The organism is Corynebacterium felinum (genome assembly GCF_030408755.1).
Lineage (GTDB): Bacteria > Actinomycetota > Actinomycetes > Mycobacteriales > Mycobacteriaceae > Corynebacterium > Corynebacterium felinum.
Genome location: NZ_CP047209.1, coordinates 2,096,851 through 2,121,681 on the forward strand (window position 1 = coordinate 2,096,851; position 24,831 = coordinate 2,121,681).

Consider the following 24,831-nt stretch of genomic DNA (forward strand, 5'->3'; position numbering starts at 1 on the left):
TTTCCCTTTTGAGTGTGAGGACTTGTCTTAAAGTGACGAAACCGTTGCAGGCTGAAGCTATTCCAGCGCTGGTTGAGCAGCATGTGCAGGAGTTTTTCTCTGCGCAGCGTGATGATATTGCCCGTATTGGTGCTCCTGTGTCGCGCGCCGTGGAGCTGTTAGAGAATTATGTTTTAAGCGGGGGGAAGCGAATCCGCCCGTTGTTTGCGTGGGCTGGTTTCATTGCCGCTGGGGGTGAACGTTCGGGTGTAGAGGATTCTGAGGCGGTGTTGCGCGCTGTGTCGTCTTTGGAGCTGATTCAGGCCTGCGCGCTGATTCACGATGACATTATTGATTCTTCTGACACCAGACGCGGTCATCCTACTGTGCACAGGGTTGCTGAGGCGCGTCATGTGGATCGCAAGTGGATGGGCCATAGTGGGCATTTTGGTCATTCGGTGGCGATTTTGGTCGGCGATTTGGCTCTGGTGTGGGCTGATGATTTGTTCCATGGTTCTGGGATTTCTGCTGCTGGTATTCAGCGGGCGTTGCCGGCGTGGCGCGGGATGCGCACGGAGGTTATTGGCGGGCAGTTGCTGGATATCACGTTGGAGGCTTCCGGTAGTGAGGATGTGGAGTTGGCACATAATGTGAATCGTTTTAAAACGGCGGCGTATACGATTGAACGTCCGTTGCATATTGGTGCCGCGTTAGGCGGTGCTGACGAGGAGTTGATTTCTGCGTTGCGTGCTTTTGGCACGGATATTGGTGTAGCGTTTCAGTTGCGTGATGATCAGTTGGGGGTTTTCGGTGATCCGGCCATCACGGGTAAACCTGCGGGTGATGATTTACGGGAGGGCAAGCGTACGGTATTGCTCTCGACTGCTTTGAAGCTTGCCGACGCCCCTACTGCGCAGCTGATCCGCCAAGGGGTGGGCAATGTTACAGATCCGCAAGAGATTGCTGAGCTTACGGCTGCTATCCGCGCAACGGGTGCTCATGATGCTATTGAGGAGCAGATTTCTGCTTTAACCGCAGCAGGTCTGGAGCATTTGTCTCGGGCGACTATTGATTCCGACACTTATGCACTGCTGGAACGTTTGGCGTTGAAGGCGACCGCCCGGTGGCTGTAGTAACTGAGTGTAATGGTGCGCGGCCGGTGGATTCTCGGGACCGCGATTGGGCGTCGATAAGCTTCAAGCTGGGGTTATGTGCGACCACTCTGATGTTTTTAGGGTCCTTCGGCGGGGGGTCTCTGCAAAAACGCGGCAGCGCCCTGGAATGGTTCGGGCTTGAATTCTTAAGCTTCGGCCACGGTGCGGCGTTGTCGAACGTAACGTTATGGGTGGGCACAACCACCCTTGTCATTGCGTGGCTGCTGCTGGGTAAAGCCCACGCTGATGTTGCCGTGGTGCGCCGAATTGTGCCGTGGTGGCTTGCACCGCTCGCCGCCGCCGCACCCATGATGTCGCGCGACGTGTATTCCTACCTCATGCAGGGAAGTTTGCTCAGGGACGGCTTTGACGCTTACACCCAAGGACCCTCAGCGAACCCGAATGCTATTTTGTTTGAGGTTTCCCACGATTGGCGTAACACTACTACCCCCTACGGGCCACTTCACCTGTGGATCGGTGAGGGGGTCACCCGTGTTGTCGGCGACAACGTCTTAGCCGGAACATACGTATTCAAGCTGATCAGTCTGCTCGGTTTCGCCGCCATCATATGGGCGGTGCCCAAGATTGCACAGCAATTGGGTGCCGATCCGGGTTTCGCGCTGTGGCTGGGGGTAGCCAATCCCGTGATGATCATTCACATGGTTGGCGGCATGCACAACGAATCAGTGATGGTGGGGTTAGTCTCGATCGGGCTGTGGCTTGCTCTTCGTTCGCGAAATGGAGGCGAATTCTTCTTCGGCATTGCGCTGATCGCAGTTGCGATGTCCTTGAAGGCTACGGCTGCGTTTTGTTTACCTTTTGTGGTGTGGATTTGGGTGAATAAAGCCCCAACTCCAGCACAGAAATGGGTGGCGTTTTTCGTTGCTGCGATCGGCGGTGCCGTATTAACGGTGGCGATTGTTGCCCTGATTACATCGGTCTCGGGTGCTTCCTGGGGTTGGATTGCGGCGTTAACGGGTAATACAAAAGTCATTAATCCTTTGTCATTCCCCTCTTTTGTTGCTGGGCATATTGCAAATTTCGGCAAGATTTTTTTCAACCCATTCCCCTTTAACGACGTAGTCGCGGTGACTAGGAAGCTGTCCATGCTTGTCATGGCCGGTGGTTTTGTGGCCTGCTGGTGGTTTTTCCGTTCTCGACCAATCATTGGCACCACCGTGATGTATATGGTGATGTTTACGTTCAATGCCGTGACCTTGCCGTGGTATTACGCCAGCGTGCTGAGCCTGGTGGGTACTTTTTCTTCATCGCGCTATGTCAAGCAGTTCGTGGTTGCTGCATCTGTCGTGGTTGCGCTGGCTTTTACAGGTTCGGGTAATCACCAGTTGTACAACCCCTTATGGATGGCAACATTCACGCTAATTGGTTGGGTGGGCGCACGATGGCTTTTCCCGCGCCCCACTAGCGGCACTGAATTGGCTGAACACAGTAGTGGCGCACAGCCTCGCTTATTGTCAATTACTTGTGAAAATTGGGGGTAGTTGGGGGTGTTTTGTAGGTGTGTGTTATTGCATTAATTCGTTGATGAGGGTTGTGTTTCCTTGGTGCTCGGGGGTGTTGGTGAGATTGAAGTAGACCTCAGGTTCAGGCGTGCGTACGCGTGGGCGTTGGTGTCTAAATCGTGTGGGGTTTTGTTCGTAGAGCCGTTGTTTGGCGGAGTTGCGTATTGCCCAGGTTCCTTTCCAGGTGTTGGTTAGTATTTGGTGTGGGGTGAAAAACTCGAGTGCTGAATGCGCGCGTGTGGTGTTGTAGTAGTCTACCCAGGTGCGTATCCAGTTTCGGGCGTGGTTTTTATCCTCGAAAACTTTCGGGTAGGTGGGATCGTTTTTCAAGGTGGCAAAGGATGATTCCACGTGGGGGTTATCGTCACTGATGCGTGGGCGTGAATGTGATCGAACAATGCCATGGGTTTGGCAGAATTGCTGCATTTTTCTTGATTTCATTGAAGTCCCGTTATCGGAATGGATCATTTCAACCTGATGGCCTTGTTTGGTAGCAGTGGCGATGATCTGGGTGAAGATTTCTTCGGCGACAGTGGTGTTGGGCTGGTCATCAATACCCCATCCGACGATGGCGCGTGAATACAGGTCCACAACACAGTGCAGATACGTATTGTGCCCTCGTGTAAGAAGTGGCAGTGTGGTGATATCCCACACCAGGGTTTGATACGGTTTGGTCGCAACAAGCTGTGGCGGGGTTGTCCGCGGTGTTTTACTCACACGCACAGCGGTGGTTTTAGGTCCACGGCTGACACACGTAGGTGTCTTTGACATACGGTAGTAGCTGCTTAAACTTGCCAAGACCTGCCCGTGATCCCACTGCTGGTAGTACACCTGTTGGATGGGTACTTCTGGTGTGGCATCAAGTTGTTTGCAGATCAGTGTACGTTCCTGGTCTGTGAGCATCACGTCTTTACGCCGCAACCGATGCGGGGTGGGGTTGTGCTTGCGTCGATAGCCTGGATGAAGGCGTTCATGCAGGCTAGAAGGCGCAAGCCAGTAAGCTTGTGGCATCGTGTTTTCGGTATGGTCAAATCAACCAAAGCGTAGAACAAGGAAAGATCTTCGGTTACGAACGCATCGAAACGTTCTTGTTGTTCTACTGTGAGGATTTTTCCGCCTTGCCGTGTGGCTCGCCAAGATCGTGCAAGACGGCAATAGCTTTTCCCAACGCATCAGCAGCCTTTTCCCACTTACTAGCCTCAGCATCTTTTAATGCAAGTTGGCGGGCAAATTCTTTCCGATCACGCTCAGCTTGAGCGCTATGTTCAGCAAGCTTACGAACCAACTTTTCCTGTTCCCGCTCGGCTTGGGCTTGCTGCTGGGCTAAAAGCTCTCGGAGTCGTTGTACCTCTGAAATATCACGCTTTGTCATACTCCCAGTCTTACGGGGAAAACGCTCATTGTCGAGATCACCATCAGCCAACGCAGAAATCCACTTCCGAATCACATGCGGACGCAGCCCTAAACTTTCAGCATAAGGAGTCTTCTCACCCCGCCGTAGCTTGACATAACGCAACGCAATCTCACGCTGCTGCGCGGGGGTAAACGACGAAGCCACAACATGAACTTCCATACTCATGAATCCTTCCTAGAAACCATTCACAAGTAGTCTGACAATTATTGCTTGAGCACCTAGTGTGGCATCAGGTTCCTAGGGGCCATCACGCACCTGGAAACACGTGAGTTAATTCATAGTCGAGCACGGTTATTCTCATCGTGCTCGACTTTCGTTTGTATACACAGCCGTTTCACTCCACTATCCCCGCACCACATGCCTTGTGATGCGCACGGTTTCGTGTCCCATCCCAATGGCTTATTCCCCCAACTCGACTTTTACATCCTTACACCTTCGGTTTCACCACTCTCCTCGCATAAAGGTCGAGTGACCATCCCACAATGCCCACACTTACCCACTCAAAGCCACAGACCAGGCAGGCGCAGGATCACGGGGACGAGCTAACAGTTAGAGATAGAGCAAGTGCTTTTCCGAAAACCGCAGGTCAATTTTTACCCACTGCACTGAAACTCTAACTATTAATTTTCAATCAATCCCCACACATTAATAGGCTCCCTGTTTGATGGGTTTCATCCTCCGCGCACTACCCCACTGCCTTCTTGTCACCCCCTCAATAGCGTCTGCCACGGCAATGCCACGAGACAACACGTCATTACATGTGGTGCCAAGGGTATAGAAAACCCCCGCCACCTAGAATGCTACGTCGGTTACCGTTACAGGTATCCTCGAAATCGCGTGGAAAGGTGGTGGGGGTTGATATTTTCAGTGATGAATGGCGCCGGCCTTAAGGCACTGGTGTTGCGTGCGCAGACGTTAGAGTGCCATTGCTTGTGCCCGACGCATGACTTCGCGGGCAAGGTGCCCGTGCAGCGCGTCGATGGGGCGCCCTGGCAGGGATTGATCCTCAGTAAAGAGGAAGCGCAAGATTTCTTCGTCGGTGTAGCCGCCGTCGGCAAGCAAGGCGATGACACCGGGAACGAATTTGTTGGTTGTTCCTTTTGCGGAAAGGAAGTCGGCGGGAATTTTCTTGACCCCGTCGTCGAAAACGCAGATCAGTTTGTGGTCGCCAAGAAGGTCAAAGACGCGGGTGACGGGCACCCCGAGGCGATCAGCGTATTCGGGTACGTTGAGCAGCTCGGTTCCTTCGGGCAAAACATTTGCAGGTACTTGTTGTGAACTCACACTAGCTAACATAGCAAGACTTTTTCGCCAGTCGCAGTTACCGGTCCGCAAAAATTTCAGGAATACTGGTGTGCATGCAGTTGAAGATGGGTGAACTACTCGAAGGGCGTTACCGTATTGAGGCGCCGATTGCGCGCGGGGGCATGTCGACCGTGTATCGGTGCCTAGATACGCGCTTGGGTCGTCATGTTGCTGCGAAGGTCATGGACGCTCGTTATGTTCACGATCCCGTCTTCCGTCAGCGTTTCCGCCGTGAGGCGCGCAGTATGGCGCGGTTGTCGCACCCCAATTTGGTGGGTGTGTACGATTTCAGTTCTGAGGGTGAGCATATTTTCCTCATCATGGAGCTGATTACTGGCGGTACGTTGCGCGAGTTGTTGGCTGAGCGTGGGCCGATGCCGCCGCATGCTGCTGTTGCTGTGATGCGCGCGGTGTTGACTGGTTTGCGTGTGGTGCATGAGGCAAACATGGTGCACCGTGATTTGAAGCCGGACAATATTTTGATTTCGGCTACGCACCAGGTGAAGTTGTCGGATTTTGGTTTGGTGCGTGCTGCTTCCGCGTCAACTGTGGCAAGTAATCAGATTGTTGGCACGGTATCGTATCTCTCCCCGGAGCAGGTGACTGGGGATGATATTACTGAGGCTTCTGATGTGTATTCGGCGGGCATTGTGCTCTTCGAGCTGCTAACGGGCTCGACACCGTTTCGTGGGGAGAATCAGATTGAGCACGCGTATGCGCGTCTAGATTCCCCTGTGCCTGCCCCAAGTTCGAAGATTTCGGGCATTCCGAAGCTCATTGATGAGCTTGTTGCTTCCGCCTGTGCTTTTGATCCGAATGAGCGTTTTGCGGATGCGACTGAGTTTCTTGCTGCGCTTGACGACGTCGCCTACGAGCTTGCCCTTCCCGCTTTCACTGTTCCCGTACCCCAGAATGCTGCCGCGTTTCGGGCGGCGACGGAAATGATCAGCACTGATGATCACACGGAGATGTTCACCACTGCTATTCCGAAGCAGGATCCTTCCGCGGAAGGTGTCACTGAGGTGATTACAGATCCTGATCAGCTGGAAATGCCCACCACGGTTTTCCCGCCAACTCCACCTGTGGCGGGTACGGGTAGCGTTCCGGAGGAAACGGGAGTCTTGGATGCTCACGGGTTCCCAGTGAATCCTCAGGGTGCACACGCTGCTGGTTCCACCGCCCCTGCCGCAGGAGCTGCGGCTGGGGCTGGGGCAGCTGCGGCATCTTTGAGTCCTGAGACAGCGATGCAGCCACGAATTACCCCCGATGTGCACAATCGTGCAGTTGAGCCGATGCCTGATTTCGCGCCTGCAGCCGTCGAAAACACAAAGCCTGAGGTGAGCAATAGGGGCAAGGTTGGTTTGGTGCTGTGGCTTATTGTGGCGATGGTGCTCACCTGCTGTGTTGCCGTGGGTGCGTGGTGGTATGGTTCGGGCCGTTATGGTGAGATTCCCCAAGTGCTGGGGATGGAGAAAACTGCTGCGACAGCCGCATTACAGGAGGCGGGGTTTTCCTCGGAAGTCTCGTTAATTTATCACGATGAGATTCCTGCGGAGTCTGCGATAGGCACGAATCCTTCAGCAGGGAGTAGCACAGTAAAGGGTGACGTTGTCACCCTTTTGGTGTCGAGGGGCAAGCCTACGGTTCCTGCCTTTGAAAAGGTGAAGGATTATCCTTCTGTTCTTGCTGAGCATTCGCTGACAGCGGCTGAAGGGGGTGAGGAATACTCCGATACCGTTCCGGTGGGCGAGATTGTCAGAGTAGAGCCTGCGGTGGGTACTGAGGTGAATACGAAAACTCAGGTCACTGTGTTCCGTTCGAAGGGCCCCGAGCCGATCAATATTCCAAGCGTGCGCGATAGGGATGCGGATGAGGCCGTTCAGATGCTGGAAGAGGCCGGGTTTAAGGTTGAAATTCAGCATCGTTTTGACGAGCAGGTTCAAGGCGATCGTGCGATTGAAACATCCCCTGAAGCTGGTACTGCGCACCCGAAGGGTTCCTCAGTCACCGTTGTGATCTCCACAGCGAGTGTGATCCCTGAAGTTGAGGGCATGAGCGAATCCGAGGCGCGCAGCGCATTAGCTGAAGCGGGTGTGCGTGTTGAGGCTGTGACCCGCGCAAGCGACTCCAATATTTCCGGCGCATCCGCCTCCGAAGTGCACACTGTCATCCCTGCACCTGGCACGCTTATCGACGGCTCCACCACGCCAGTGACCATCGTCCTGGTTGCGGAAGTGGATGTGCCCAACGTGGTGGGCAAGCGAGTGTCTGAGGCCCGCCGGATTCTTCACGACGCCGGCTTCCAGGTGAAACTGCCCTCCGGTGCCACCGGGCGCAGCCGCGTGTACTACCAATCGCCTAGCTCGTTTAGCTCCGCCGTCCCAGGATCAGACATTGAGCTCTCTACCTTCTAAACCCCAACCACAGCAACACAGTGCGCGTCACCTGGGTCGGGTGGGGGCGTCGATAAGCACCATGTGGGTGCCTGCGCTGATCATCATCAGCTGCACGTGGGTGCTTACAGGCCGCTACATGGTCGATCTTGATGTCTACCGCCTCGGGGCACACGCCCTGCTTGATGGCGATAACCTCTACCATCAGGTCTACCGCACCCTCGAAGCGCCCCTGCCGTTTACCTATCCCCCATTCGCCGCCCTTGTTTTCAGCCCGCTGGCATGGCTTGGGCTGCCGATTGCTACACCCCTGTTCACCTGCGTCAGCCTTCTTAGCCTCTATGCCAGCATCCGCATCGTTGCACGCAGCTACCCCACACTAACCCTCTTTACCCACCCGTGGGGAAAAGTCGGCCTCTTTGTGCTCGCACTGTGCACAGGCGCAGTTCACAGCACACTCCTGTATGGGCAAATCAACCTGGTATTGCTGCTTTTTGTTGTCTACGGCTGCCTCGGATGCGCACCGCACACCCGCGCTCGCCTGATCGGCGGGGTGCTCGTCGGCATCGCCGCAGCAATCAAGCTCACCCCAGGATTTTTCGTCCTTTATTTTCTTGCTCGGCGCAACTACGCAGCTATCATCGGCATGTGCCTCGGCTTCGGCGCCGCCACCCTTGTTGCGTATGCGTGTGCCCCCGACTCCAGCATTGACTACTTCACCCACGTGCTTTTCGACGCCGGACGTATCGGTGCTGAACACTACACCGAAAATCACTCCCTCAAAGCAAGCCTCAGCCGCGCCGGACTCAGCAACTACTGGCCCTATGCCGCGATTATCACCACAGCACTCGCCTATTTTGCCGCCCGCAACTGCAAGGCTCAGATGAGCTTCTGCATCATCGCGTTCGCCTTGCTTGCCGTCTCACCTGTGAGTTGGGTACACCACTGGGTATGGCTTGTTCCGTGCACCATAATCCTCTACGCCCACAAACACTACGTTCTTACAATTTGGGCTGTGTGCACCAGTACCCTCTTCAGCTACCTCGATGACCTCCTGCCCCACTCCAACCATCTCGAACTTCAGTGGACTTTCCTGCAACAACTAGCAGGGAGCCACGATGTCGGATTCGCCCTGTGTGTAATTATCGTCTGTGCTGTTCATCCACAAACCACCCACCTTGGAGCATATTCCACGGTTGAAAACAATCGCATCAACACCCTATCAGCACGTCACTAGCGTTTCGCTTAAGTCACCTGATTTCTCAACCTACCACTGAAGCAGCACACACAAATGCTCAAAGCCCCTGAATCGCATTCCACGATAAAGGGGCTTTGACGCATACAATTAACGCTAGTTACGCAGCATTTCCGCAACAAGGAACGCAAGCTCAAGCGACTGCTGAGTATTCAGGCGAGGATCACAGGCCGACTCGTAGCGGCCAGGAAGATCCACATCCGTAATATCCTCAGCGCCACCAAGGCACTCCGTCACATTCTCGCCAGTGAACTCAATATGAATACCACCAGGGTGAGTGCCCAAAGAGCGGTGGACCTCAAAGAAGCCCTGAACCTCATCAATAACCTTGTCAAAATGGCGCGTCTTGTAACCATTAGACGCGGTGAAGGTATTCCCATGCATCGGATCAGACTGCCAAATAACCTTATGCCCCGAAGCCTCCACAGCCTCAATGATCGCAGGCAAAACTGTACGAACCTTATCGTGGCCCATACGCGCAACCATAGTCAGGCGTCCAGGAACAAAATCAGGATCCAACTTATCAGCGTAAGCAACAGCCTCTTCAGGAGTACACGTCGGACCAATCTTAATTCCCACAGGGTTGGCAATCAGTGCCGCAAAATTCACATGGAAATCATCCAAACCACGGGTACGCTCGCCGATCCACAACTGGTGAGCAGACAGATCATAAAGCTTTGTATTGCCCTGTTCATCGGTAGCCAAACGCAACATCGCACGCTCATAATCCACCAACAAAGCCTCATGGGAGGCGAAGATCGAAGCAGAACGCAACGAATCATCATTCACACCACAGGCATTCATGAAATCCAGACCGCGCTCAATTTCCTGAGCCAAAGCCTCGTAGCGGGCACCAGCAGGCGACTGCGCCACGAACTCACGGTTCCACTCCGTCAAACGAGTCAAATCCGCAGTACCAGAAGTGGTCAAAGCCCGAACCAAGTTCATTGCCGCCGAAGAGTTCGCGTACGCGCGAATCATACGGGCAGGATCATGGCGACGCGCCTCATGGGTTGCCTCCACACCGTTGACAATATCGCCACGGTAATTAGGCAAACCATTGCCGTCCAGATCAGAGGAACGAGGCTTCGCGTACTGGCCAGCAATACGAGCCATCTTCACCACAGGGGTAGACGCACCGTAAGTAAGCACCACAGCCATCTGCAGCAACGTCTTAATATTGGCGCGAATATGAGGCTCAGTGTTGGACTCGAAAGTCTCCGCACAGTCACCGCCCTGCAGCAAAAATGCCTTACCTAAAGCAACATCCGCCAAGTGGCGCTCAAGCTCACGTATCTCAGGCGCCACAACAATCGGGGGCACCGACTCCAAAATCTTGCGCACATTCGCGGCAATAGCAGGGTCCCACGTGGGCTGCTGCTTTGCATCACGGCTAATAACATCATCGAACTTTTGCTGCAGACCATCAGGCAATGGTGGCAGGTCCGGAAGGGCTTCTTTAGGAATATCAACTGTCCAACTCACACCCATATGTTTAGCACGAGAAACAACCAGCCCCCAATCCACTTATCCTCAATTGCCCCCGCAAGACAAGGTTAGCAATTCAAATGCTGCATTAAATCCTAGATAGATATTTTATTGCGTTTTCCAAGCGGAAGTTGAGCTTCACATGCGCGAAACTTCGCAAGGTTGTGCCGAGCGTCGATAAGCGCATCATGATTACCATCCGGAACAGGCGGCAACACCGGACACCCAGCAAACTCCCAATACTGCTTCAACTCGCGCGTAAAACGCGGAATCTCCCGCGGCAACCCACGCATATCACCCCACAACTGCGCCAGCACAACATGATCATACGCGCCCACCCACGCCCACAACTCAGCAGCAGAAGAACCCTGACGCAAAAACGCAACAATCTCAGACTTAATCTGCTCATTACTCCGCCACAACGGCGACGAAGGATTCGGCAACTGACTCAACACATTCTCCCGCACCCACGCCCCTGCTCGCGAATGATCAGCATCAGTCGAGACCGCATAATACTCACGGCCATCCTCAGCAACAATCCCAATCGACACTAAATCGATCGTCGAACCATCTTCAATAAACTCAGTGTCATAAAAATAGCGCAAAACCCTTACACCGCTTCCTACTTTTTCCGAGACGGCCAAAAGAACACCCCAGCAATCGTGAGGCACACCAAAGGCGCAATAAACGACGGATAAAAATCGAAAGCCGCCGCACCAACATACGCACAAATCAGCAACGCACTGAGCAGAATCTTCGTTTTCATCAGGACCTTGATTCTACTTCCACCAACCGAGGAGACGAAAAATACTGAGCAATCGCCGGCGGATAAATCGACCAACCCAACACACGCGACTTACTCACAGCAAACATCACAACCGACCCAGCAACACAAAAACCCAAAGCCATAGCCACCAACACCATCGGCTGATCCCACTGCAACAACCCCGCCCAATGCATCAGAACCAAACCAACACTCAAACCCAACGGGTGACCCAAATACACCACCAACGTCTTACGCCCCACCTTCTGCACGCCAGCACCTACAAGCGGTACCTTCGCCAACAACACCGCACACACAATCGCGCACGGCAAATAAATCAAACTCACAACAACATCGCGCACCGGCTTATAGGTATAACCAAAATCCTGAGCATGCAGCCAAAAACTCACAGCAGCCAACACCAAAGAAACCGCCACAACAGGAAAACGATTTGCCTGCTGGGCAAACTGCACAATCCAGTCACGCAAATACGCGCCCAACAAAAACGGAGGCAAATACGCCAAAATACGAGGCATCACCAAAATAGGCACCTGAATTATCCACGGTGTCAACACAATCACCACCACTGGAATCAGCACACGCACCCACTGTGGCAACCACTTAGTCAGCCACAAAATCGCAGTAAAAAGCACCAACAAATACAAAAACCAGTACATGTTCTGCGCTGTATACATCGCCTCAAACACAAACTGTGCCCCAGGCATACTCGCCCCGCCAATGACCATATTCCGCACCGAAGCTACAAGCACCTCGATCGGGTTCCACAGCACATACGGCACCGCCAAAAACCACAAACGGCGCAGCAGAAGATCCTTGAAACTAAAACCAAAAACCTTCACCGCGAAAAAACCAGACACCATAAAAAACAACGGCATCCGCAACGACGCAATAAAATCATTGACCCGCGCAAGAGGCGTATCCAAGCCGCCAGGAATCTCCATCGTGGCGTGAAGAATCATCACACCAAGAATAGAAATACCCCGCGCAACATCCGGCCACGCCATACGCTGCTTAGTCATCGTCTGCGGGGTAGGCATACAATCCCTTCAAAGGTGTCGTGCTACACACCCCCTCCTAATCCACTGGTGTACCAGAAAGGGAATGGAATGCTCGTGAAATTTCTATCAAAGTTTTAAGCCTAACAATTCACTAGCCCCAAAAGGAAGTTGTCAACATTCCCATGAACTACACACGACACTCAATCCTAGCTAATTACGCTGTGCTCCCGGCGGATAACCCTTCCCCTCTTCCAACGACTTCTTCACCTCAGAAGCGTACACATCCACATACTCTTCGCCAGCCAAATCAGCCAACACCCGCATCACATGATCAGTCAACACACGAGCAGCCTCATGGCTCTCCCGCTCCAGACCTTGGGACACCACAAACGCCACCGGATCAATAGCAGCACCAATCCGCACCTCAACCTTCTTAGGGCGAATCACCCACGAACCAATAGGGTTCGCATCGCGGGCACCGACCATCGCAACGGGGATGATGGGGGCGTCGAAAAGCAAAGCAACCCGCGCCATACCCGTCTTGCCGCGATACACCCGACCATCTGGGGAACGCGTACCCTCAGGGTAAATACCAAACAACTCCCCCGCCCCCAACACCGAAGAAGCAGCATTAGTCAACGCCTCCAACGCATCCGAAGACGTACGATCCAAAGGAATCTGCCCCACAGCAGTAAAAAACCACTTCTGCAGCCGCCCCACAACACCAGGAGACGTAAAATACTCCTGCTTCGCAGGGAAAGTAATCTGACGCTTACACAACAACGGCAAGAAAAAAGAATCCATCACAGACTGATGATTCGACGCCAACACCGCAGCCCCCGACTCCGGGATGTTCTGCGCGCCGACAATCACCGGGCGATTATAAATCCGCAAGATCGGGCCGAAAAAAATATTCTTAAACGCCCAATACCACTTATTTTTCATTAGCGACTCGCCCGCTCCTTTGTCATCCCCAAATCCTTACAACAACTTTCGTGCAAGGTCTGCCACGCCAATCATACCCGCATCCCCACCCAGCTGCGCACACGAAACGGTAGGAAGCGGCCGAAAACCTGCACCCACAATCCGCTGCGCCATCACCATTTTCGCACGATCCAAATACAAATCCGCAGCACCACTTACACCCCCACCAATCACAATCGCGCCAGGATCAAGAACATCACACACCATCGACAAAGCAGAACCCAGCCAACACGCAAAATCCTCAACCACCATCAACGCCAACGCATCACCGAGGCCAGCCAAACGCATCACACGCTTACCCGAACAATCATCCACTCGCAGCGCCGTAGCCACATCAGGATGCGCCACCAACATCTCACGCGCAGTTTCCTCCAAAGCCGAACCCGAACAATACCGCTCCAAACAACCCGACTTACCGCACGCACACTCCCGCCCCCCAGGAACCACCGTCAGATGCCCAAACTCAGGTGCCGTACCAAACGCACCCCGATAAATCTCCCCCTCATGCATCAACGTGGCACCAATACCAGTACCCAACGCAAATAACACCCAATTGGGATTACCCTGCGCAGCCCCAAAACGGAACTCACCCCACGCCGCTGAATTCGCATCATGCTCCAAACGAACAGGCAACTGCAACAACTCTTCCAGCTTCCGCTTCGCTGGATAATCCCGCCACGGCAAATGCGGCGCAAAACGCACCACCTCACACTTAGGATCCAAAAAACCAGCAATCGCGAAACCCACAGCACCAATAGAGTGCTCACGCCCTAAAGACGCCACCAAATCAGCAATACCTTGCTCAAGACCTTCAGCGGAATCCGGCACAGGAACAGCCAAGGCATGAATAATTTCGCCCCGATCATTCACCACACCAGCACGCATATTGGTCCCACCAATATCAAAACCAACGGTGACAGTTGTCGACATGTACGGAGTTTTACCTTTTCGCCCAAAAATGTGCATGCTCTCACATACACCAGCCAGTGTTAACTATTTCTAAAACCTAAGAGATTATACGCAGCACTTACCGCCGAAAACCTAAAACAGCACGTAAACGTGAAGCCATTAAAGGCCATGCCCACGTACTCTCCACATGCTCACGGCCAGCCTGCCCCATGGAATGACGCAACGATTCATCCGCCAACAACGCGCACACACGATCAGCAACCTCATCACAATCGCGGCCATTAACAACAAAACCACTTTGGGGCGTCACCGTCTCCGGCGCACCACCAGAATCACCAGCAATCACCGGAATGCCCGCGCTTTGTGCCTCCAAAAACACAATGCCCAAACCCTCAACATCTAACCCCCCACCGCGAGTGCGACACGGCATGGCAAAAACATCAGCACCATGCACTGCATCCTCCATCACGGACTCATCAACACGGCCCCAAAAACTCACTCGTGAAACTCCAGCAGCGAGCTTCCGCAACCGCGTCTCAAAACTACCCCCACCGACAAAAACCAATTCAGCATTCGGAAAGCGCTCAACAACCTTCGGCCACGAACGAATCAACACATCCTGTCCCTTGCGTGGCACCAAACGCGAAATACACACCACATAGCGCGTGTCAGAATCCCAACCGAGTCGCTGGCGAACCACCTCACGCTGCGCAGCATCCATCAGGCGAAAACGCGACGTATCCACACCAGAAGGCAACCACGCGAACTCCACATCACCAAATGCCCGACGAAATCGGCGCAAAGTATACTCCGAGATATACGTCACCACATCACAATGCCGACCGATAAAACCCAGCACCTGACGAGCACCAGGAATCATAGACCAGCCCACCTCATGGCCATGGGTTGAAGCCACCACACGACTTGCACCAGCACGCCGCGCAGCCGGTGCCAACACCGCCAACGGCGCAGCAGCCCCGAACCACACCACATCAATATTCTCAGTTGCAATAATCTCCTGCATCTGACGTGCAATCCGCGGCGTTGGCAGCATCACCCTCGTCTTCGCCCGATACACCCGATAAGGCGCTGCGCTATCCCACAACTGAGCCAACTCAGCATCTTGGGTAGACGCAAAAACAACCACATCTTCCGCTGGAAGTGTGGCAATAAAATCCCGTAAATACGACTGAATTCCGCCCACAGTGGGCGGAAAATCATTCGTCACCAACAAAACACGCATCAGTAACGACGCGCACCGTAGAACGGCATGGAATCCATGCTCACAACCTGAACAGGAATTCCATAATCCGAAGCATGCAAAATCATATTATTACCAGCGTAAATGCCGACATGTGTGGCGCCCGGATAGAAACCAACGACGTCGCCAGGCTGCAAATCCGCACGGGAAACAGGCACACCGCCAGCCATCTGCGCTTGAGACGTACGCGGAAGCACCTTACCTTGCTGCATATACGACCACACCACCAGGCCCGAGCAGTCAAAAGCATCCGGACCAGTAGAACCCCAACCATAAGGGGAACCAATCTTTGTCATACCTGCCTGCAGCGCACTCATGCCAGATTCATTCGAACCCAACAAACCAGCAATGGAATACTCAATCGGGCCGTTCTTCTCAACCCACCGCTGACGATCCTGCGGGCTCAAGGAATCAACACGATTCTTGATCTCTTCAATACGAGCCTTCAAATCTTCCTGCTCTTTTTCCAGCTTCTGCTGTTGAGCAATCAGATTATTACGCTTGAAACGCGCCTCTTCCAAAGACTGACGAGCATGGTTACGCGCCTCATTTGCCTCAGCCGTCGAATCCATCAACGCCCCAACGGTCTTCTCAGTATTCAACGTCAAGGTCGTTAAATACGCGGAACGATCAATCGCATGCTGCGGATTATGCGAACCGATCACTTGCTTCACAGGATCTTTCACCACACCGCGATACTTCGCCTGCGCAATTCGATTCACATTCTCCTGATACTCCCGCTGACGAGCCAACGCCTGATCAGCGGCTTCGGTCGCCCGATGAGCATTGTCCTCAATAGCACCAAGCCCCTCCTCGGCAGCCTTCAAGTCATCCTCTAACTGCTTGACCTGCTCACTTTTCGCCGTGGCATCTTCAGAAATACGATCCATTTCGGCGATCAACGCATCAATATCCTGTGCTGGGGCCGATACAAGTGGAACCGTAGCCACAACCGACACGGTGAAAAGAATCGCTGCACTCTTCCGCAAGGCACGCACGAGTAAAAACCTCTCACTAAATAAATGTGAAAATAAAAGTTGACAGGGTGAACTAATTTGTCCCACAACAACTATAAAGCATGGAGATCATAGAACAAGACACCTCCATGAAAGTTGTGACTGAAGTGGAAATTGTGATTATTCCACAGCGCGCTCCCCCACCCAACACGGACAGCCACCCCTGATGAAAAACATGAACAGCGCACAAGCAACGACGCTCACGCCTTGACCACACGCCAGCATTGAAACGACGTCGATACGCAAAATCCTCGCCTACAGAACACGTCCGGGGGCGAGGATAAGCAAAACAGAACTAGAAACGAACTGCAGAATGGAAAGGCATATTGCCCATTGGAGCCTCCTGCAACGGAGTGCCCTGAGTCACGGCATGAACCACACGGCCGTTACCAGCGTAGATACCCACATGGGAAGCGCCGGAGTAGAACACCACGATGTCACCAGGCTGCAAGTCCTGATATGCCACACGCTGACCCTGAGCCGCCTGAGCATAAGAAGTGCGTGGAATCTTCTTACCAACCTGCTCGTATGCCCAAGTGGTCAGACCGGAGCAGTCGAATGCGTTAGGACCCTTCGCGCCCCACACGTAAGGAGCGCCAATCTTCGAACGAGCAGCTGCAAGAACAGCCTCGCCCACGGACTGGGTCTTTACTTCTTCAACCTTAGGTGCCTCAACGAGAGCGGAGTAGTTTGCTGCACCACCCTGGCCCGCAAGGGAAGGGATCCACTGATCGATGCCAGGTACGTTCGCAATACCCTGAACGTTTTCGATGCCTGCAACTTCGACGGAAATGCCGGTGCCGGGGACGACAACCTGTGCCGCCTCTGCGGTTGGTACTACCACGGTAGTAACTGCTGCAACTGCAGTGACGGCCGCTGCATTGCGGGCGACGGTGCTGGACTGACGACGGTGCTTAGCCACGAATGATTCTCCAATACTTTGTTTTTGCAGACCTTGTGTCAGCGATCTCTTTCTATTCACTGACGGTCTGACGATCCTTCAACGCGATCGTATTGATTCGCATTTTCTAGACCGTGCGAAGCTGTTGTCTCGCTTCTGGCTTTTTCAAATGTCTCAATCAGGTTACGAAATGATTACAAACCGTGTCCATTCTTTAACCCAATTTTTTCGGTTTTACCCCCCTTATCGGTAGCCGTTTCCGTCCTAAACGCTGGTCGGCTGCGCGCAACTCATCTGACGTCAGGTTTATAACAAATTGTTACCAAAGTGGCCCATAACCTGCGCTTTGCTCCGTTATCAAATCGTTACAAAGTTGTGAATGTGATCGGCATTTCAAGGCCAACTCGCAGCCCGACATCATTTTTTGTGATTTGGCTCACATATGAGCATTTTCGGCCACTTTTGCCCATCCGACACCCCTTCCCTGTCGTTTCAACAACCCCTCAAACAGTTGCCCGAACCCACCTTGACCACTGTCAGAACTTCATCCCACTAGTAACAGTAGTTAACTTTACTTAATTTACGTCCCATAATCACCAAAAATGCGCACAGATTGCACCAATTCACACCATCCACGACAGTCACCAGAGCGAACCACAACACGCCACAATCCAACGACCCCAACCGATTGCAATCCTCGCAGCCACCCCCTCCATCCCCATGAAATTCTCCAACCTCACAGGTTCAAAGCTACGCCCCTGCACGCCCTAATTCGCCATACACGTCCCTTAAACACACAAGGACTTTACAAGACCCCAGACCGCAGATTTATGGACGTAAGGGGCGCACAGCCACCCGCAGCGCCGAAACGTAGGTAGCATGGCCGAGCGAAGCCTCAGCCACAGTCGTTGCAAACTTAAGCCCACTACCGAAAAAGATCTCATGGACACCCCTCACTACAGCACTGGATCTAACGCTTGCCCACCAACCATGCATTAGTGAAAAGCGCACAACACAAGCCGGAAGAATGAAAAACCTACGTTCCGTTCAAAGCACTTGAACCTCACACCCATAAATTCACATTCGCAGTTTCACACGAAAAACTTGTGCCTGCGCGTTCTAAACCACGCTAAAAGTGGGAAGGTTAGCGGTTTTGCTCTCACACACTCGGGTGTGAGAATAACTGCGTGTGAAAAATATCGCTCCTTATATATAGGTATAAGGAAGAGCAACCGCGGAAACCACGTACTCAAGTCTTGCGTCGGCAACACTGCCGGCACCCAACCAAACCACACCCTCCAAAACCACTCGCACAAACCCCCATTGTGGTTGACTGCAACCTTTAGCGGCCTTTATTGTCTCACTCACCTCATACAAAGTCCTACAAGTATTGGCGGCGGTGTTGTGGGGCTTTAGATGTGCACAGGTGACATGAAATTTCCAGCTTTAAGACAGAGAACACCATCAAACTAGATGGAGGCAACTTCGGATTAGCTATGAAGCACTATCGATGAGCATGATGACTTGGTAGGCAGGTAAACGCACCTTTGACCTCAGGCAGCCACAACGTGCGTTTAATCAAGTGGTTAACGATAAGCGATGCGGGTTGTTAATGCATGCCAAATGCTGCAGCTATTGTGTGCCGCCGATGGGCGTTGGCGTGCTGTTTGACACCGTTTGTTTCTGCATAATCGAGTAGGGTGCCGGGTTTCCCGGCAGCCCTCTCACACCACCGTACGTGCGGTTCATCGCATACGGCGGTTCCTTACACCAATACAGAGTATTGACTGTGCTTATAGTTCCAATACGCCACGGCTGATACGAGGTTCTGGTCATTCCAATACGCATTAGTAAGCGTGGTTGTAAGCACCCACGAGCCAGCGATACGCCAGTAGGACTTACTGGTATTAGCCCACTCATAGGCCTTTTGTTTATCCACACCCAAGCGGCAGAGGTTCCGTATCCGCGTTCGGATACGTTTCCACTGCTTCCATACGCACATCCGCAGTCGACGACGAAGATGCTCATCCAGCCGGTTAAGAAACACCTTCGCATCCGCCAACGCGAAATAACCAAGCCATCCACGCAAATATTTGTTTAACCGGTCAATGCGATACTCCATCGACACCGACCACGATCTTGCCGTAAGCTCTTTCACTCGGGCTAAAACCCTCACCTTCGTGGCCTTAGTAAGTCGAAACCGATACTGATCACCACGAACCAGATAGAACCCATAGCCTAAAAGCTCCGCCTTAATCGCATGACAAATAGTGGACTTCTCCTGATTAACCCGCAGCTTTAACTTCCCCTCCAGAAACTTCCCAGACTGGGCAAGCGCACGCTGCGCAGCACGCTTGGAACGAACAAAGACCCGAATATCATCAGCATAACGAACAAACTTCGTGCCCTTAGATGCAAGATAATGATCAAAATCATCCAACATGATATTGCTCAACAACGGCGATAACGGTGACCCCTGCGGAGTCCCTGCATCACTACACCGAACAACACCATCAGCCATAATCCCAGCGTTTAAATACGCCCGAATAAGCTTCAACACGCGCTTATCGTCAACCTTACGAGCCACCCTCGACATCAACATGTCGTGATTAACCGTGTCGAAATACTTCGACAAATCAACCTCAACAACCCACACATACCCCTCGTTAAGAAACCCACGTGCGGTCTTTAACGCCATATGTGCGCTACGTTGAGGCCTGAAACCAAAAGACACAGGCACAAACCCCACATCAAAGATAGGCGTAAGTACCTGCGCGATCGCCTGACAAATCACACGATCAACAACAGTCGGAACACCAAGCATACGCCAACCACCCGAAGGCTTTAGGATCATCACCTCACGAACCGGCAACGGCTTATACGTTCCCGCGTCAAGACGCTCACGAATGCCACTCCAGTGTTCGCGCAGATAAACGTCAATATCCTCAACACCTACCCCGTCCACACCAGCAGCACCCTTATTCGTCTTAACCCGCTCTAATGCAGTGCGGAGATTGCCACCTGAAAAGACTTGATCCCACAGATCAGCACCCGCACCAGTTGACACTTCCCCTACATCGGCAGACACACAACTAGGCACACCATGGCTATCGTCGGGATTCACCCTATCCTCCCCATAATGCCCACACACACGTGGTTGGCAGCTTTCACCGTTATGCATAACTACAATCCAGGTTCCATACTCAACAATGTAAAGTTCAGTCCTTCCTCGCTCACCCACCATAAGGGCTACCGCGGACCGCGGTGTCTCCCACGAGTACTATGACCTCGGCTGACTCCTACCACACCAACCCACAACAGGGCTTACCACACCTACTTGGCACAGTCTGTGACAGGCCTCCCCGATTAAGAACATGCTCTTTCCTCCTACAACCGCCACATCTACACACTAACCACTTCGATGGAACGGGCTTCGACTTCTTCGGCAGCCTTACCCAGATCAGCGCGCCTTATATGTGATTCGTATACCTCGGTGCAGGATTTCGCTTGAAGCTTCCTCCCCACAACACCTCACGATGCTGCAGTTGCCATCAGCTACATAGTTAAACCACCTTCACTATCAGGGACTCACACCCTTAAGAACATGCCCATGTCGGGCGAACCGTAAAAGGCGCCCTTCCGTGCGTGGAAGGGCGCCTTTAGGTGAGCGCAGAGTGGAAAATGTTAGACGAGACCGTTTTCCTCATCGGCTGCGCGGTTAGCCTTATTCAGGTTAGCCAGCATCTCAACCTGCTCGTGGTGGTTTTCCTCTTCAATCTTCGCAGCCTTGGCAGCGATTTCTTCGCTATCAGGCTTGAAGAAAGAGCCACGGCCAGGTTCACCAGAGAAGCCAAGCTGGTTCATCTGCTTTGGAACAGGAGCACCGGCGTAAGGCAGCGGGATTGGGTGACCATGCTCGTCGACCGGACCAAGTGGCTGGTGAACTTCAATGAACGCACCATTCGGCATGAGCTTAATAACACCGGTTTCCATACCGTGCTCGAGAACCTCACGGTCGGAACGCTGCAGGCCAATGCAGATGCGGTAGGTGACGAAGTAAGCCAGTGGAGGCAAGATGATCAAACCAATACGCCCGACCCAGGTCATTGCATTCAAGGAAACCTGGAAGTGGTATGCAAACAGGTCGTTACCACCAGAAAGGGTGACCAGGAAGTAGAAGACAATACCCATGACACCAAGCGAGGTACGAACTGGTACGTCGCGTGGGCGCTGCAGAAGGTTGTGGTGAGCGGTGTCGCCGGTGATCTTCTGCTCAATGAATGGGTAAGCAACCAGAACAACAACCATCAGACCACAGAGCAAAGCTACCCAGAATGCACCAGGGACAGTGTAGTTACCGAGGTAGAGCTCCCAAGCTGGCATGACACGAGCCAAACCGTCAGTCCACAGCATGTAGATGTCAGGCTGGGAACCAGCGGAAACCTGTGCAGGGTTGTAAGGGCCAAGCATCCAAATTGCGTTGATGGTGGTCAGGCCCGCCATGAGGGCGAGAACGCCAGCGGTAACCAAACCGAATGCGGCAGCCTTGATACCGAACAGTGGCAAAATACGAACGCCAACAACGTTGTTTTCAGCACGACCTGGTCCAGGGAACTGGGTGTGCTTCTGGTACCACACCAGCGCGAGGTGAGCTGCGATCAGACCAAGGATGATGCCTGGGATGATCAACACGTGAGCAACGTAGAAGCGATCCAGCATCAAATCGGATGGGAAGTCGCCACCGAAGATCAGCCAGTGCAGCCACGTACCAATGATTGGCAGTGCCACGATGATCGCGGACATAATACGCAGACCAACACCGGAAAGCAGGTCATCAGGCAGGGAGTAACCCATAAAGCCTTCAGCCATACCCAGTAGCAGCAGCACGCAACCAATAATCCAGTTGGCTTCACGTGGGCGACGGAAAGCGCCGGTGAAGAAGATACGCAGCATGTGCACGGTCATAGAGACCATGAACATCAAGGCAGCCCAGTGGTGCATCTGGCGGATGAACAGGCCACCGCGAACTTCGAAGGAAATATTCAAAGCAGTCTCGTACGCACGGGACATCTCCACACCGTTCAGTGGGAGGTATGCACCGTCGTAGATGACTTTGGTGATAGATGGATCGAAGAACAAGGTCAGGTAAACACCGGTCAGCAGCAAGATGATGAAGCTGTACAGTGCGATCTCACCAAGCATGAACGACCAGTGCGTTGGGAAGACCTTGTTAATCTGGCGGCGAATACCCGCAGCGGCGGTGTATCGCGAGTCAATGTTATTGCCGATTTCAGCGAGTTTAGTGCTCATTAGGACTTACGCTCCCAGAATGCCGGGCCGACAGGCTCAATGAAGTTACCTGCGGCGATGAGGTATCCCTCTTCGTCAACGGTGATCGGCAGCTGTGGCAGAGCACGTGCGGCAGGGCCGAAGACAGGCTTGCCGTAGTGCAGCGCGTCGAACTGCGACTGGTGGCACGGGCACAAAATGCGGTTTGTCTGAGCCTCATAGAGGGAGGTAGGGCAACCAATGTGCGTGCAGATCTTAGAGTAGGCGTAGTAATCGCCGTAGTGGAACTCTTCCTGGCCAACACGCTCAATAACCTTCGCTGCGTCAGAAGAACGCAGACGGATCAGCATCACAGCGTTACGTGGGCCGTGGATCGAGTGCATGTGGGTTTCGTAAACCTCAGCATGTGGATCGTACTTATCCCCATCGTTAACAGCATCAGCTGGAAGTGGGAATACGGTCTCCATAGCAGCTGCAGACAGATCCTCAGGACGCATACGAACCAATCGGGTAACACCCTGAGTGGTGTAGTGCTCGCCTGCAGAAGAAGCGTGCTTGACAGCCAATGCGCCGGTATCGCGACCGAGGTACAGCTTGACACCTTCATTAGCCAAGGTCCAGCCGGAGGTCCACAAGGTGCCGTCACCCTGAATGCCGAGCTTGCCAGCCTTCCATGGGTTTTTGACCATACCGCCAAGAGGAGCGATAACAACCAAACCGGCCAATACACCGCCCAGGCCCATCAGACCCTGCAACACCTTACGGCGACCCAAGGTCGAGGTTTCCCAAGAATCATTCAGCAAAGCAACGATCGTACGGCGATCAACTTCTTCAGAAGGACCGTCGTGACGGCGCTGAACAGCAATTTCCTCAGGGATGATCGTCTTGACATAAAGAACAACACCAATACCCAAGGAGAGAATAGCCAAACCAGCGGTCAGACCCAGCAGTGGGGTGTATAGGGTATACATCCACAGGCCGTCATCACCGTGGCCCTTGTAATGCCAAGGCCAAGCCAAGTAAACGGCCAAGAAGCCGATAGCTGCGATGATGCCGATAGCGAACCACACACCTACTGCGAGAGCTGCACGCTGCTCAGCAGGATCGTTAGCGATTGGGAAACGTTCCTTGCGGTATGCAACGGTGACGTCATCAAGCTGGGTGCCGAGGCGAGCCAGCTCTTCGTTCGACATAGAGTTCAACTCTTTGTCCGTGTATTTCTTTTCGTTGTTATTGCTCATGAGCGCGATCCAATCCACAGAGCGGCGGCCACGAGGACCACGATTCCAACAAGCCACATAAACATACCTTCAGCCACTGGGCCGAGGCCGCCGAGGCTCCAACCACCAGGAGATGGAGTTTCCTTAGCTGCCTTGATGAAGGCGATGATGTCCTTCTTCTCATCAGCCGAAAGCTGACGATCGGAGAACTTCGGCATGTTCTGAGGGCCAGTCAACATAGCCTGGTAAATCTCCTGCTCGTTAGCAGGATCCAAGTAAGGCGCATACTTACCGGAGGAAAGTGCGCCGCCACGACCAGTGAAGTTGTGGCAAGATGCACAGTTTAGACGGAAAAGATCGGAACCACGAGCTACGTCAGCTGGGTTGATCTTTCCATCAAACTGGTGACCACGCAGGGATTCTTGCGCCACGGTACCATCTTCGTTGTACACGATCTCAGGGCCACCGCCGTTGGCGGCAACATATGCCGCAATAGCGAGAGTCTGAGCCTCGGTGTATCGAGGAGTCTTACGTGCAGCCTGTGCTTCGTTGCGAAGCATTGGCATACGGCCAGAATGAACCTGGAAGTAAACGGCGCCGGAGCCAACGCCGATGAGGGATGGACCGCGGTCGGCAACACCTTGAAGGTTTGCACCGTGGCAGGTAACGCAGGCGACGTCGTACAGGTCTTTACCCTCTTGGATAAGAGCCTGCTCGTCAGCTTGAGCGGTAGCAACCTGCGCGTCTGGGGTAACAGCATTAACCAAAATGCCGGTACCAGTCAGACCTAGGGCAAGTGCCATAGCGCCAGCTAGAGTGCGGCGTGCCTTACGGCGCGACTTCGCCTTCTTAGCTGCGTTGGCCGAGGTGGTTTTTGCAACCATCTCGGGGGTCTGGGGGTTGGTATCCATCATTTTCCTTATGTCTCGATCATGGAAAGTGAAGGGCTGTAGGCCAT

20 protein-coding genes are annotated in these 24,831 nt (G+C 53.3%); 4 read left to right on the forward strand and 16 right to left on the reverse strand.

Annotated features, from left to right (window positions below; translation table 11 throughout):
- Positions 1–32 precede the first annotated feature (32 nt).
- Positions 33–1,112 (forward strand): polyprenyl synthetase family protein, encoded by a 1,080-nt coding sequence (locus CFELI_RS08930; protein ID WP_374724739.1) that lies wholly within the window; start codon positions 33–35, stop codon positions 1,110–1,112.
- A 26-nt stretch (positions 1,113–1,138) separates the two neighbouring features.
- Positions 1,139–2,635 (forward strand): alpha-(1->6)-mannopyranosyltransferase A, encoded by a 1,497-nt coding sequence (locus tag CFELI_RS08935; RefSeq protein WP_277104612.1) that lies wholly within the window; start codon positions 1,139–1,141, stop codon positions 2,633–2,635.
- A 24-nt stretch (positions 2,636–2,659) separates the two neighbouring features.
- Here the strand turns inward: CFELI_RS08935 and CFELI_RS08940 are convergent, their stop codons facing one another.
- The 3 genes from CFELI_RS08940 to CFELI_RS08950 form a co-directional block, all read right to left on the reverse strand.
- Entirely contained in the window at positions 2,660–3,667 is a 1,008-nt protein-coding gene (locus CFELI_RS08940; RefSeq protein ID WP_290258972.1) for a DDE-type integrase/transposase/recombinase, read from the reverse strand.
- A gap of 85 nt (positions 3,668–3,752) precedes the next feature.
- Positions 3,753–4,235 carry a hypothetical protein gene (locus CFELI_RS08945; RefSeq protein ID WP_290258973.1) on the reverse strand — a complete coding sequence of 161 codons (483 nt, stop codon included), beginning with the start codon at positions 4,233–4,235 and terminating at the stop codon, positions 3,753–3,755.
- Positions 4,236–4,985: 750 nt separating this feature from the next.
- Positions 4,986–5,366 (reverse strand): Rv2175c family DNA-binding protein, encoded by a 381-nt coding sequence (locus tag CFELI_RS08950; protein ID WP_277104991.1) that lies wholly within the window; start codon positions 5,364–5,366, stop codon positions 4,986–4,988.
- A gap of 62 nt (positions 5,367–5,428) precedes the next feature.
- Here CFELI_RS08950 and CFELI_RS08955 point away from each other — a divergent pair, with 62 nt between their 5' ends.
- The gene (locus CFELI_RS08955; protein WP_277104990.1) at positions 5,429–7,789 is read left to right on the forward strand and encodes a protein kinase domain-containing protein; all 2,361 of its coding nucleotides are present in this window, start codon (positions 5,429–5,431) and stop codon (positions 7,787–7,789) included.
- Entirely contained in the window at positions 7,770–9,005 is a 1,236-nt protein-coding gene (locus tag CFELI_RS08960) for a glycosyltransferase 87 family protein (protein ID WP_277104989.1), read from the forward strand. The genes CFELI_RS08955 and CFELI_RS08960 overlap by 20 nt, the downstream gene beginning before the upstream one ends.
- A 114-nt stretch (positions 9,006–9,119) precedes the next feature.
- Here CFELI_RS08960 and CFELI_RS08965 read toward each other — a convergent pair whose 3' ends face one another.
- From CFELI_RS08965 to qcrC, 13 genes are all read right to left on the reverse strand, one after another.
- Entirely contained in the window at positions 9,120–10,508 is a 1,389-nt protein-coding gene (locus CFELI_RS08965; RefSeq protein ID WP_277104988.1) for a class II 3-deoxy-7-phosphoheptulonate synthase, read from the reverse strand.
- 98 nt (positions 10,509–10,606) lie between these two features.
- Positions 10,607–11,116 carry a polyadenylate-specific 3'-exoribonuclease AS gene (locus tag CFELI_RS08970; protein ID WP_277104987.1) on the reverse strand — a complete coding sequence of 170 codons (510 nt, stop codon included), beginning with the start codon at positions 11,114–11,116 and terminating at the stop codon, positions 10,607–10,609.
- A 17-nt stretch (positions 11,117–11,133) separates the two neighbouring features.
- Entirely contained in the window at positions 11,134–11,277 is a 144-nt protein-coding gene (locus CFELI_RS08975) for a hypothetical protein (protein ID WP_277104986.1), read from the reverse strand.
- Positions 11,277–12,332, reverse strand: coding sequence for an acyltransferase family protein (locus tag CFELI_RS08980; RefSeq protein WP_277104985.1), 1,056 nt, complete (start codon positions 12,330–12,332; stop codon positions 11,277–11,279). Before CFELI_RS08980 ends, CFELI_RS08975 begins: the two co-directional genes overlap by 1 nt.
- Positions 12,333–12,503: 171 nt before the next feature.
- A complete protein-coding gene (locus CFELI_RS08985; RefSeq protein ID WP_277104984.1) occupies positions 12,504–13,238 on the reverse strand; it encodes a lysophospholipid acyltransferase family protein in 735 nt (244 codons plus the stop codon).
- A gap of 36 nt (positions 13,239–13,274) precedes the next feature.
- Positions 13,275–14,207, reverse strand: a complete 933-nt coding sequence (locus CFELI_RS08990) for an ROK family protein (RefSeq protein WP_277104983.1) — start codon at positions 14,205–14,207, stop codon at positions 13,275–13,277.
- Positions 14,208–14,304: 97 nt separating this feature from the next.
- Positions 14,305–15,429, reverse strand: coding sequence for a glycosyltransferase family 4 protein (locus CFELI_RS08995; RefSeq protein ID WP_374724740.1), 1,125 nt, complete (start codon positions 15,427–15,429; stop codon positions 14,305–14,307).
- Positions 15,429–16,445: a C40 family peptidase gene (locus CFELI_RS09000; protein WP_290258974.1), complete on the reverse strand. Its 1,017-nt coding sequence runs from the start codon at positions 16,443–16,445 to the stop codon at positions 15,429–15,431. The genes CFELI_RS08995 and CFELI_RS09000 overlap by 1 nt, the downstream gene beginning before the upstream one ends.
- Before the next feature lie 313 nt (positions 16,446–16,758).
- The gene (locus tag CFELI_RS09005) at positions 16,759–17,385 is read right to left on the reverse strand and encodes a C40 family peptidase (protein ID WP_277104981.1); all 627 of its coding nucleotides are present in this window, start codon (positions 17,383–17,385) and stop codon (positions 16,759–16,761) included.
- A gap of 1,744 nt (positions 17,386–19,129) precedes the next feature.
- Entirely contained in the window at positions 19,130–20,452 is a 1,323-nt protein-coding gene (ltrA, locus tag CFELI_RS09010) for a group II intron reverse transcriptase/maturase (protein ID WP_290258975.1), read from the reverse strand.
- Positions 20,453–21,048: 596 nt separating this feature from the next.
- Entirely contained in the window at positions 21,049–22,674 is a 1,626-nt protein-coding gene (gene qcrB / locus CFELI_RS09015; RefSeq protein WP_277104066.1) for a cytochrome bc1 complex cytochrome b subunit, read from the reverse strand.
- Positions 22,674–23,894: a cytochrome bc1 complex Rieske iron-sulfur subunit gene (gene qcrA, locus CFELI_RS09020; protein WP_277104067.1), complete on the reverse strand. Its 1,221-nt coding sequence runs from the start codon at positions 23,892–23,894 to the stop codon at positions 22,674–22,676. Before qcrA ends, qcrB begins: the two co-directional genes overlap by 1 nt.
- On the reverse strand, positions 23,891–24,787 hold the full coding sequence (qcrC, locus tag CFELI_RS09025; RefSeq protein WP_277104068.1) for a cytochrome bc1 complex diheme cytochrome c subunit: 897 nt from the start codon (positions 24,785–24,787) through the stop codon (positions 23,891–23,893). Before qcrC ends, qcrA begins: the two co-directional genes overlap by 4 nt.
- Positions 24,788–24,831: the final 44 nt, after the last annotated feature.